At 36.1% G+C, this 12611-nt stretch carries 11 protein-coding genes, 1 other RNA gene and 1 pseudogene; 12 read left to right on the forward strand and 1 reads right to left on the reverse strand.

From position 1 onward, the window contains the following. Positions 1–50 precede the first annotated feature (50 nt). On the reverse strand, positions 51–1304 hold the full coding sequence (locus F823_RS0107535) for an extracellular solute-binding protein (RefSeq protein ID WP_019595562.1): 1254 nt from the start codon (positions 1302–1304) through the stop codon (positions 51–53). A gap of 244 nt (positions 1305–1548) precedes the next feature. Between F823_RS0107535 and F823_RS0107540 the strand changes: the two genes are divergently transcribed. The 12 genes and pseudogenes from F823_RS0107540 to F823_RS0107595 form a co-directional block, all read left to right on the forward strand. Continuing rightward, the gene (locus F823_RS0107540; protein WP_002843947.1) at positions 1549–1998 is read left to right on the forward strand and encodes a hypothetical protein; all 450 of its coding nucleotides are present in this window, start codon (positions 1549–1551) and stop codon (positions 1996–1998) included. Position 1999: 1 nt separating this feature from the next. Further along, positions 2000–2995 (forward strand): asparaginase, encoded by a 996-nt coding sequence (locus tag F823_RS0107545; protein WP_002846609.1) that lies wholly within the window; start codon positions 2000–2002, stop codon positions 2993–2995. 54 nt (positions 2996–3049) lie between these two features. Next, on the forward strand, positions 3050–3313 hold the full coding sequence (locus F823_RS0107550; RefSeq protein WP_002843940.1) for a TM1266 family iron-only hydrogenase system putative regulator: 264 nt from the start codon (positions 3050–3052) through the stop codon (positions 3311–3313). Next, positions 3300–4352 carry a [FeFe] hydrogenase H-cluster radical SAM maturase HydE gene (hydE, locus tag F823_RS0107555; protein WP_002846608.1) on the forward strand — a complete coding sequence of 351 codons (1053 nt, stop codon included), beginning with the start codon at positions 3300–3302 and terminating at the stop codon, positions 4350–4352. The genes F823_RS0107550 and hydE overlap by 14 nt, the downstream gene beginning before the upstream one ends. Positions 4353–4395: 43 nt before the next feature. Further along, a complete protein-coding gene (hydG, locus tag F823_RS0107560) occupies positions 4396–5799 on the forward strand; it encodes a [FeFe] hydrogenase H-cluster radical SAM maturase HydG (protein ID WP_019595563.1) in 1404 nt (467 codons plus the stop codon). Positions 5800–5807: 8 nt separating this feature from the next. Then, on the forward strand, positions 5808–7076 hold the full coding sequence (hydF, locus tag F823_RS0107565) for a [FeFe] hydrogenase H-cluster maturation GTPase HydF (protein ID WP_002846606.1): 1269 nt from the start codon (positions 5808–5810) through the stop codon (positions 7074–7076). A gap of 164 nt (positions 7077–7240) precedes the next feature. Further along, the gene (locus F823_RS0107570) at positions 7241–8290 is read left to right on the forward strand and encodes a nitroreductase family protein (RefSeq protein ID WP_002846605.1); all 1050 of its coding nucleotides are present in this window, start codon (positions 7241–7243) and stop codon (positions 8288–8290) included. Positions 8291–8428: 138 nt separating this feature from the next. Further along, entirely contained in the window at positions 8429–9094 is a 666-nt protein-coding gene (locus tag F823_RS0107575; RefSeq protein WP_002846604.1) for a hypothetical protein, read from the forward strand. A 9-nt stretch (positions 9095–9103) separates the two neighbouring features. After that, the gene (locus F823_RS0107580; RefSeq protein ID WP_002846603.1) at positions 9104–9667 is read left to right on the forward strand and encodes a nitroreductase family protein; all 564 of its coding nucleotides are present in this window, start codon (positions 9104–9106) and stop codon (positions 9665–9667) included. Between the two features lie 16 nt (positions 9668–9683). After that, positions 9684–11552 (forward strand): cation:proton antiporter, encoded by a 1869-nt coding sequence (locus tag F823_RS0107585; RefSeq protein WP_002846602.1) that lies wholly within the window; start codon positions 9684–9686, stop codon positions 11550–11552. Positions 11553–11847: 295 nt separating this feature from the next. Continuing rightward, positions 11848–12198, forward strand: a transfer-messenger RNA (tmRNA) gene (ssrA, locus tag F823_RS10915). Positions 12199–12400: 202 nt separating this feature from the next. Further along, positions 12401–12611, forward strand: a pseudogene (locus tag F823_RS0107595) (ISL3 family transposase); the annotation flags it as partial.

Here is a 12611-nt window from a genome sequence, read left to right on the forward strand (position 1 = left end):
TTATCCTCTTTTAATGTTATCTATAGGATGTGCGCCTTAGTGTATATACATTATTCAGCACAACAAGCTTGGTTGTGTTTTATTATGGCTTCTACATCATTTTCTATTTTCATATGTGCATCATGACCTCCTATTAAGCCCTTGCCTAGTTCGTTTATAATTGGGTACATTTTTCTACTGAATTGATCATAGTACTTTGGTGTAGAATTAGGGAAAGGTCTATCAAGTTTTTCCATTTGTGATAAGATGAGAACTGAATTTTTAACCTTTGAATCCGTCAAAGTCTTCGAAAGAGCGTCGTTACTTGCAGGCAGCAAGCCCGTATCCTTTGAGACAATGGATTGGATGTTCTTGCTTGTGTACCATTCTATAAATTTATTTGCTATATCCTTTTTCTTTGAAAAGGCAGATATAGATAGGGCGTTTGGATATACCAAAGTCTTTTTTGATGGTCCGGATTCACCAAGCATGTCCAACATTTCTAATCCGTTAAGGTCTTTTATAGTTCCTATTGAACCTATATATAGACTGGATTTTTTGTTTTTGAAATCACTTAGGGGATTTGATTCATTATCTGAAGCTTGAGCTACAAAGCCATTTGATATTAGGTTTTCTATAAATACAAGGCTAGTGTGAAGGTTATGACCTATAAATAGATTTTTATCTGCATCAAATATTTTTCCATCTCTTGCCATGATTATCGTATAAAGGGCTTGGTTTGACTCGTCTGATCTATCAAGCGATATTGACAGTGGATAATATTCAATTTTATCTTTTTTAAGTTTTTTAAGTATTTGTTCCAAATTATTATTTTTTGTATCTAAATTTTCGTCTTCTAATATTTTTGAGTCAGCGAAAAGCCCTGAAATTTTGTTAGTATAAGGTATTCCTAATATATTTTTTCCGAATGCAAAGTAGTTAGTTGACTTAATGTCATTTAGAACTTGATCCTTGGGTTTTAAAATTTCAAGATAGCCACGAGACCTATACTGGCCTACTTGATCCCACCTTACTGCTACTACATCGGCCTCTGCTTTTTGATTGCTTGCAGACTTGATTAGGCTATTGTCTATATCCTTAAAACTAGACTTGACTAGATTTACCTTGTATCCAGATTCTTTTTCAAATAAAGAAAGTAGATCTCTACTAGGGGCCTGATCTTCTGGCATCATCAATGTTATTGACTTATTATTATCTCCTTTATTTGTTTCCTTTTTAGAATTTTCATTGCTTCCTGAACATCCAACTATACTTACTGAGACTACTGCAGCAGTAAGCAAGTAAGCAAATTTTTTTAACTTCATAAACGTCTCCTTTTCAATAAAAATATTTTTATTTATGTAATTAAATTAGATACTTGTTTGCAGTTTGAGATAATTACATAAACATATATATTATACTACCCATTCTTTTAAATTTGAATGAAAAAATTAAATGTATATATTAATATATGAATTATTTGGTCATTAAGTTAAATATCTAGTAAATAACTAGAAATAATGGTAAAATATTTGATGTAAGGCGAGAGAAAAGAGGTGGTATAAGTATATGAAGTGGGTTGACCATAAATTGGATGTAAAGGGAAGTCTCTTAATAGTTTTGGCTATAACATCTTATTTTATACTGGGCAAGGGTCTTTTTGAGGGAGTGCTACATTTTTTAAATGAGGATAAGGTATGGATGTCTGGTATATATGTAGCTGACTTTGTCTCTTATTTGGTGATATTGGCCGGATTTTACACTATTCTTAGAAAAATGGATAGGGCTCCTAAGCCCAAGACTCTTGAAGAGGAGAACCATAAGCACCAGTTTTATAGGGTTGTAATACTATTTGTTATATTGGTGGTATTGATTATATATAGAAAATTAAACCTAAAAATTTCTATATATGAGGTTAAAACAGTGTTTTTACTTGCTATAGGTATAGCGATGGTTGCTATAGATACTCTGACTAGAAGGGTTAGAAAGAAAAAACAAATCTTAGAAGGAGAAAAGTAATTTGAAGAAAATCTTATTGATAGCTACTGGTGGAACTATCGCCTCTAAGCCTACCAAGGTGGGTTTGGTGCCCAGTATAACAAGTCAGGAAATATTGGAGTTTGTTCCATCTATTTCTGATTATTGTTGTGTTGATGCTGTTCAGTTGATGAATATTGATAGTTCAAATATGAGTCCAGAAAAGTGGATTATGATAGCTAACTGCGTAAAGGAAAACTACGACAAGTATGATGGTTTTGTAATAACTCATGGTACTGATACACTGGCATATTCGGCAGCAGCCTTGTCCTATCTGATACAGAACTCGTCAAAACCGGTTGTAATGACTGGTTCACAAAAGTCTATATATCTCCAGGATACAGACGCTAGAAAAAATTTGAAAGATTCATTTATCTATGCCTGTGATGACAAGGCTTGTGGTGTACACATAGTATTTGATTCAAAGGTCATAGTGGGTACAAGGGCTAGAAAGACCAGGACACATAGTTATAATGCATTTGATAGTGTAGATTATCCTATAGTTGCAGTTGTATTTAATGATAGGGTTGTATACTATATTGAGGAATCTTATGAAGATGAGGTCGTATTCTATGACAGGTTAAACACAAATGTCAATGTCGTGAAGTTGATACCGGGTATGAGACCAGAGATATTTGAATTTATAGGTAGTATATCGGATGTTTTGATAATAGAGGGCTTTGGTGTAGGTGGTCTTCCTAGCTATGATGAAGAAAGGGCCCTTCTTGAAACTGTCAAGAAGCTTGAAAGTGAAGGCAAAATATTTGTAATGTCCACATCAGTACCTCATGAGGGAAGCAATATAGAGGTATATCAGGTTGGAAATGAGGCAAAGTCTAACCACAATATATTGGAGACCTACAATATGACTTTGGAGTCTACTGTGTGCAAAATGATGTGGATTACATCACAGACATCTGATATTGATGAGGTTGAGAGGATGTACTACAGCCCGATAGCCAATGATATAGTCCTATAAGCAATAATCAGGGACTATCTTATATATATTTTAATTTAAAGGAGGAGTGGTCTTATGGAAAGAGTAGCAGTCATTAGTGTCATACTGGAAGATGCCAAGGTATGTCAGTCTGAATTTAATAATGTAGTTGCCCAGTACCAGGACATAGTGAGAGGTAGGATGGGCATACCATTTAAGGACATGGGCATATCAGTAGTATCAATTACAGTTCTTGCTAGCATTGACAAGATTAACAGCTTTACAGGCAAGCTAGGAAATATCGACCATATAACTGTTAAAACTGCCATATCAAGGTCTATGGAAAATGAGCAAAATTAAAGATTTAATTGACAAGTTATACCAAGAGCATGACCTAAGGGATGAAGATTTCCTATATATACTTGACAATATAGACGAAGAATCTATGGACTACCTGTTTTATCTGGCAGCTAAAACCAGGGATAGGCACTATGGTAGGAAGGTATATCTAAGGGGACTGATTGAATTTACAAATTATTGTAAGAGGGAGTGTTCATACTGCGGGATCAACGCCTACAACACAAAGGCCAAGAGGTATAGGTTGACCAAGGAAGAGATTTTGGCTACCTGCCTCCATGGAAAAGAACTAGGTTTTAATACATTTGTTCTTCAGGGTGGAGAGGATATGTATTATGATGATGAGAAAATGGCAGATATAATAAGGTCTATAAAGGACTTGGCACCAGATTCTGCCATAACCATATCCATTGGTGAAAGGTCCAAGGATAGCTACAGGTTATTGAGAGAGGCTGGTGCTGATAGGTATCTTTTGAGGCACGAAACTGCCAATGAAGAAACCTACAAAAAACTCCACTCAAAGTCATATTTTAAAGACAGGCACCAATGCCTTAAAGACCTAAAGGACTTGGGATTTCAGGTTGGTTCTGGATTTATGGTAGGTCTACCGGACTACACAAATTCAGACTATGTAAAAGACCTTAGGTTTTTAAAAGAGCTTGAGCCTGCTATGGTAGGGATGGGACCCTTTATTGCCCATGAAGATACACCTATGAGGGGAAATTCTTCAGGGACTATCGAGAAGACCACGACCCTACTGGCTATAATAAGGCTACTTATGCCTAGAGTTTTGCTACCTGCTACTACAGCCCTTGCAAGCATAGGTGGATCAGGACGAAAAAGAGGTCTTGATGCAGGTGCAAATGTAATAATGCCCAACCTCACACCTATGGTTCATAGGGGAGACTATTCTCTTTATAAGAACAAGAAGTCTACAGGCTCAGAATCAGCTGAGGCCCTAAATCTTATAAAGGAAGAGTTGGAGTCATATGGATATGAGTGTGATATGGCAAGGGGCGACAGCAAGGTAATTTATCGCTAACAAAAAAGATCAATGAGTTTCTAATTTGAAAGGATGGTTTATAATGAACAGAATGAGATTTGAGGAAAATATGAAGATTGATAGAGACTATGTCCTATCATTGATTGAGGGTGCAAAGGGTACTACTGATGAAGAGATAGACAGGATACTTGAAAAGGCCAAGGATAAGAAGGGCCTAGACCATAGTGAAATAGCTGCCCTACTGGAAATTACTAGAGAAGACCAGGCTCAAAAGTTATTTGAGATAGCTGGTAAGATTAAAAGAGACGTGTACGGTAACAGGGTAGTGCTTTTTGCACCTCTTTACATTAGTGACTACTGTGTGAATAACTGTGTCTATTGTGGATACAAGTGTAAGAACAAGTTCAATAGAAGAAGACTGACTATGGACGAGATACGCAAGGAGGTTGAAATTCTTGAGCAGATGGGTCACAAGAGACTAGCCTTAGAGGCAGGTGAAGACCCAGTGAACTGTCCTATAGATTATGTGTTGGAATCTATAAAGACAATCTATGATACATATGAAAAGAATGGCGTTATAAGAAGAATAAACGTAAATATTGCAGCTACTACTGTAGAGAATTATAGAAAATTAAAAGAAGCCCAGATAGGAACATATATCCTATTCCAGGAATCATATGACGAAGAAGTATACAGAAAGATGCATCCTAACTGCATAAAGGGAGACTATGACTATCATACTACTGCCTTTGATAGGGCCATGGAGGGTGGAATAGATGACGTAGGTGCTGGAGTCTTGTTTGGTCTTGCTGATCCAAAGTTTGAGGTACTTAGTTTGATGCTCCACAACCAGCACTTAGAAAAGAAGTTTGGTGTAGGTTTCCACACTATATCTGTACCAAGGCTCCGTCCTGCAGAGGGTGTAAATCTAGAGACATTCCCTAACCTAGTTGATGATGAAATGTTCAAGAAGATAGTAGCCATTATAAGGCTAGCTGTCCCTTATACAGGTATGATACTTTCAACTAGAGAAGACGAAGAAATGAGAAAGTTCCTACTAAAGTATGGTATTTCTCAGGTGAGTGCTGGATCTTGTACTGGAGTAGGCGGTTATGAAGAGGCTGCCAATGGTAGAAATATAGACCAGTTTGAAAAGGCGGATGAAAGAACTCCAATAGAGGTCATAACTGATCTTATAGACAATGATTATATACCAAGCTACTGTACAGCTTGTTACAGGACTGGTAGGACAGGTGAGAAATTTATGTCTATAGCCAAGTCTGAAAAGATCCACTATATGTGTAAACCTAACGCCCTGACTACCTTGATGGAGTATGCAGTTGACTACGGTGATGAGGAGTTTCTTAAGAAGGCTGAGAAGTTTGTAAGAGACCAGGCTTCTACAATAGACAGGGAAGATATAAGAGAATTTACTATATCTAATATACAGAAATTAAAAGATGGTCAGAGAGATCTTTATATATAGGTGATAAGATGAGTACACCTTTAGGAAATAGAAAGAACATAGTTCTCTTGGGTAGGAGAAATTCTGGTAAGTCCTCTATATTCAACCTGCTTATAGACCAAGATAAGTCCATAGTAGCTGATTATCTAGGAACTACAACAGACCCTGTCTACCATATGATGGAGCTATTACCATATGGACCTGTTAAGATAGTAGATACTGCCGGAATTGATGATGAAGGTCTTGTAGGTCAAAAGAGGGTTGATAAGACAAGGCTGGAGATAGAGGATGCAGACCTATTGGTATATGTCATAGATGCCAATGATTTTTGTTCAGAAGATATCTATCTAGAAGATGGGTCTATGGTTGCTAAGCCAACAGTATATATAGTCAATAAGTGCCACGACTCAATCGATAGGGACCATATTAAAAGCAAGATAGAAAGTTATATAGAAAAATATAAGCAAGTAAAAGAAGATAATGAAAAGAATAATAAAAATGAAAAAAATAGCTCAAAAGAGGGGGCTAGTAAAGAGGGGCCTAGTATAGTTTTTACAGACCTAGTGTCTTCAAGACAAGAGTCTAGAAAACTAATAATAGAGAGTCTAGTTGATATATTGTCATCCCTAGAACCTGATAGGGGACTGATTGACGGACTGATAAGACCTGGTGACAAGGCATTGCTGGTTGTTCCTATAGATTCTGAGGCACCCAAGGGGAGACTTATTCTTCCTCAGGTCCAGGTCATTAGGGAGTGCTTGGACATGGGGGTCATGGTCAGCCTTGTAAGAGATTTGGAATTAAAAAGAGCCCTTGAAGAGATGGGACATATAGACCTAGTTATAACAGATTCTCAGGTATTTAAAGAGGTAGCTAGTCTAGTTAATGAGAGCATAGATTTGACAAGTTTTTCCATTTTGTTCGCTAGGCAAAAGGGAGATATAGACCATCTAGTGAGAGGGGCAAGGCATATAGAAAAATTAAGGGATGGTGATAGGATCCTGATTGCAGAATCCTGTAGCCATACTTCCAACCACGAAGATATTGGAACAGTAAAGATACCAAACCTTATAAGAAATAAAACAGGCAAGGATATAGAGTTTGATTTTAGCCATGGTAAAGACTTCAAGAGGGACCTTTCTAAATACAGCCTAATCATCCAATGTGGTGGATGTATGCTGACTAGGTCAAATATGATGGTAAGAATAAATAGGGCAAGGATGGCAGGAGTACCTATAACGAATTACGGGGTTGCACTGGCATATCTAACAGGTGCCCTAGATAGGGTGGTTTACTAATTTTGCTTCATTCATAATATTTTTAGAAAGTATACTAAAGGGTATATAGAAATATAAGAGAATAAAGGTTATAATATATAGTATAAATATAATAGAGTATGTAGTAATACCAACTATATACTCTATTATTATTAATTGAAGATTTTATATGGAGGATATCAAATATGAACACTACGATAGAAACACAGTTAAACCATAAGACGATAAGAAAGTTCAAGGACAAGCAGATTGATGGTCCTATAGTGTCTACATTATTGGAAGTAGCCAACAGGACTGCATCTAGTACAGGTATGCAGACATATTCTATAATAAGAATAACAGACCAGGACAAGAAAAATGCAATATCTAAAATATGTGGTCAAGCATATGTAGCAGAGGCTCCAGAACTATGGATATTTGTAGTTGATGCATTTAGAAATGCAAAGATTGCTTCAGAACAGGACTGCAATCTTGAATCTAGAAGGGACATGGATAGGTTCTTCCAAGGATTTACCGATGCCATTCTTGCAGCTCAGAATGTTACTGTTGCCTTAGAGTCCCTAGGTCTAGGTGGAGTATATCTTGGAAGCATACTAAATGACTCAGTTGAGATGACAAGAGTACTTAATTTACCAGAGTTCACATTCCCAGCACTAGGTCTAGGATTTGGATATCCTGACCAGGAGCCACAGCTAAAGCCTAGAATGGATCTAGACCTTAAGGTATTTGAAAATGAATATAAGATATTTGATAATTACATGGAAGAGATAAAAGATTATGATGAAGTAATGACAACATATTATGATCTTAGAAATGCAAACCAGAGGGTTGATTCATTCTCTAAGCAGGTTATAGCTAGACTAGAGGGTGCCACAGAGAATCGTTCGGGAATACTAAATACAGTTCTTAGACAGGGCTTTGATCTTTGCCTTACATATGTACCTGATACGGATATCAAGACTATGTTTAAGAAGCCACCAGCAAAGAAGGAAGAGAGTTCATTTACAAAGAGCAAGTCTGGTTTAGAATTTGATACCAAGGTAATCGACTTATTTGACCAGCACCCTTATGTAAAGGAATACCTATTAAATATAAATCCAAAATTTAATCAGTTAAAGACCCTAAGTGCATCAGAAACCCTAAGAGCTATGACATTAAACGATCTAGCAAGTCTAGCTGGTATGCCTACAGATTCAATGATATACATGATAGAGTCCAGAATAGATGAAGAGTAAGTTTTAATTAAAATACACACTGTAATGGTGTTTTTGATATATCTTAAAACAAAAATTTAAATGTATAATTAATAAGATTAGATTTAAATGGGAACTTAAAAATGAAATATGATGTTGAACTTATGAAAGGAGGTCTATATGAAGTGGAGAGATAAGGATATCAATGAACCCAATGTATTTCTAGAAGAGGATTTTTATACGAATGTGGATAAAAACTTAAAAATTGATGAAACTCTTTATGAAAATAAAAGTAACAAAAGACCCTATGATAAGTTTGATAAAAATTCTAGAATTAAGTTTTATGTTATTTTGACACTTATAGCTGCACTTGTCATAATAATATTTGCCTGTATATTTATCAAGAGCGATAGGGAAATTGTGAAATATGAAAGTATGGCTAAGGAATACTACAAGGCAGGTAATTACAAGGAGGCTGCGGTCATATACGAAAAACTATACGAAGAGACTGGTAATATAGAATACAATATTGAACGTTCAAATGTATCAAGGCATATAGAGGCTGATGAAATAATAAGGGAGGCATCTAATGAAGTAAAATTAGGTGGGTATGAAAAAGCTATTGAAATATTATTGACGGTAAATCCACTTGATGATACAACGGCCAATAGGGTATTTCAGATAAAAAGTCAGGCCAGCTCAAAATGGCTTTCTCATATAGAAAAAGATATTGAAGATAAGAAGTATCAAGATGCAAAGACTGAAATAATGAGGTTTTTAAACCTGCAACCCAATCACGAACAAGCGATTGAAATAAAAAATAAGATAGACAATAAACTATACTAGGAGGTACTGATGGAAGTATTAGATTGCATAAGAAATAGAAGAAGTGTAAGAAGTTTTACTGATAAAAAAGTTGAATATGACACTATAAAGGAACTGTTAGAGATAAGTTCTTGTGCACCTACAGCCCAATACTGGCAACCTTGGGGATTTGTAGTTATTCAGGACAAAGAAGAACTAAAGAGATTGTCTGATAAAGGTTTAGAATATATAAGGGCAAATATGGACAATTTACCACATTTTCACAAGTACAGGGACTTGTTTGACAATCCAGACTACAACCTATTCTATGATGCGCAGACTCTGGTAATTGTGTATGGAGATAAGGACTCTCATTGGTATATGCAGGATTGTTCTTTATTTACACAGAACTTGATATTAGCTGCATTTGACAAGGGGATAGGGTCTTGTTGGATAGGATTTGCAGAAGAAATATTGGAAAATGATGAGTTTAGAAAAAAATATAATGTGCCAGACAACTATTCAATAGTTGCACCTATGATCTTAGGATATATACCAAAGGACCAGAAGCCACCTAAGAGAAGGGCTCCAATTATATTTAATGAAAGTATCTAATTAAGGAAGTGATGAAATGACTTTAACTACAACAGTATCAGTGGCCCTCATAGTATTTCTGGGCATATTTTCTCAGTGGTTGGCATGGAAGATATCTAAGCCTGCAATTGTAATAATGAGTGTTTGTGGCTTAATTGTAGGTCCTATGTTCGGTCTGATTATACCAGAAGCCATAATAGGAAACAGCCTTTACAAGTCTATAATATCTCTATCAGTGGCACTGATTTTATTTGAGGGTAGTTTGTCCCTTAATTTTGAAGAGATAAGGGATACCAAGATGACTATCAAGAGGATAGTTATATATGGAGCCTTTATAGCGTGGGTACTAGGAAGTGCCTGTGCGTATTTTGTAGGTGGACTATCAATAACTACATCACTTGTAATAGGAGCAATATTAATCGTAACAGGTCCGGCCGTTATACTGCCTCTTTTGAGACAGGCAAAGCTAGATAGGAAGGTTTCCTCTATACTCAAGTGGGAAGGTATACTTGTTGATCCATTGGGGGCAATACTCGCTGTATTTTCTTTTGAACTTGCTAGAGTATTCACATCTAGTGACGCTAGTATGGCCATATTGGTCAAGTTCGGTATAGGTGTTGTGATATCTGTAATTATAGGCCTAGCAATTGGATATTTTACGGGGATTGCCTTACAGAAAAATTTCTTTCCAGAGTACCTAAAGGCGGCCATAGTAATGTGTCTTGTGATAGGAGCCTATACACTAGGTGATACGGTAGCCCATGAGACAGGTCTATTGTCTGTTACGGTCATGGGTGTTGTAATGGCAAATATGCATATTAGGTCTATAGAAGATGTGAAACACTTTAATGATAATATTTCAGTCCTGTTGACATCTTCAGTATTTATTATGTTGACAGCATCTCTATCAAGAGAACTTTTGGTAAATATATTTAGACCAGAGATACTTATGTTTGTATTGGCTATGCTATTCGTAGTAAGACCCCTATCAATATGGTTGTCAACTATAGGAGCAGATCTTAGTAAGGAAGAAAAATTACTCTTAGGTTGGATTGCGCCGAGGGGGATAGTAGCCCTTACAGTAACTGGTTATTTTTCTAATCTCTTGATAAGTGAAGGTTACGAAGATGCTAGGATGCTCCTTCCACTTACATTTGCACTTGTGGTTGTAACAGTTGTCGCCCATGGATTTTCTATACAACCTCTCGCCAAAAAGCTAGGTATAGCCCATGATGGAAAGCCAGGTCTTTTAATTGTTGGTTCAAACAAGTTTTCAGTTGCATTTGCAGACTTTTTGTCCCATCTTGAAATACCTTGCTTGATAGTAGACTATGCTGATAAAAATATAGAACTGGCAGCTGCCAATGGCATAGACCACTACCAAGGTGAGATCTTATATGAATTGGAGAATTACAACCTAGACCTTGTAATATATAAGAAACTACTTATAAATACTCCAATACCCCTATACAATGTCCTAGTTTCAAATGAGCTTACAAATAAGTTTGGAGGCGGTAATGTATGTATAGTGAATGTATTGGGAGACAAGTTTAGGAACCAGTTTAAGGAATTAAAAAATATTAAATCACCTAGGTTGGGAGATTATAGGGCTACTCATTTGAAGCTAGTGAGTCTTATAGAAGAAGGCTATGTTTTTAAGGCTACAAAAATAGATGAAAATCTTACAGAAGAAAGCTATTACGAGAGTTCTGACTATAGACGTATAAATATATGCTCAATAGACCAGGACGGGGACATAGAGTTTTTTACTACAGCACACCATCCTAGAGTAGGAAATGGTGATTATATAGTTTCCCTATCACCAGCAGACCCTCATGATACTGGAGAGGAACAATATGTTAACATAGACAGTTCAGAGCTATATTGCCTTGTAGACACAGAATAGTTATATATAATGGCTATATAGAGTATATGTACAAAATATGTATGTAAAATATATGTATAAAATAGGTGTGTAAAATAAATATATACCTACATAGAATAGACCTAAAATAGTACATAGGTTTAAGCTTAAAAATTAAAGGGCCCTTGCAGTAATATGGCAGGGGTCCTCTTTTTATCTTGATTAATTTCTTGGATATGGTCTTGATTTAGTTTACTTATTGTGTTATCATTTAGTGTACGATATCAATATAGTATTGATTAATGCACGTTTGCAACTAGTCAACTGTAACTCTCATGGGGGTGTACCGGTTTCGACGTGGGTTTTGAACGTGAGGCTGCATGTCGTGTTACTCTGGGTCACGTAAAAACTGGGGAAATTTAAAACAAACGCAAACGAAAATAATTTATTAGCTGCCTAGTTGCAGCTCGTCCCTCTTAGACCTCCTGCCGTTTAAGAGCTGACGTCATTTATGCAGGGTACTGCTCTTGGGGTGTCTTGACCTTGAGTTGAACAATTAAGACTGGACAAATCTAAAACCTGTCAATCGGTGTTAGAGGAGTCGAGATAATAAAAGATATGACTAAACATGTAGATGCAGCATGGAATGGGCTTACGGACAGGGGTTCGACTCCCCTCATCTCCATCAATTAGATAATGTAAAGGGTGAACACATTGGAATTACTAGCCTTCAAGGTTTGGTAGTTTCTTTTTTTGGTTGTATAATATTTAGCGTTGGTGAGAGAAAAAATTCTCTCCCAACGCTAAATTTTTTGCAAAAAAAGAAGAATACACATCAAATCTCATGTATAATTTAAATCACTACAAATAAAAAAACAAGGAGAAATGATATGTATTCTAATGCTAGTATAACAGAAATCTTGGGAATTAACGATAACAATTTAGTAATTTTAGGTAACGAAAAAGAAAAGATTAAAGGTATAGAATATACAGTCCTAAGGGGAAAGCTTTCATATAGGCCGACTTGCTGCCCTAAGTGTGGTATAGTCAATGAAAATTATGACATAACTAAAAATGGAAGCCGGACTGTAAAAATATTTT

This window comes from Peptostreptococcus anaerobius VPI 4330 = DSM 2949 (assembly GCF_000381525.1).
Lineage (GTDB): Bacteria > Bacillota > Clostridia > Peptostreptococcales > Peptostreptococcaceae > Peptostreptococcus > Peptostreptococcus anaerobius.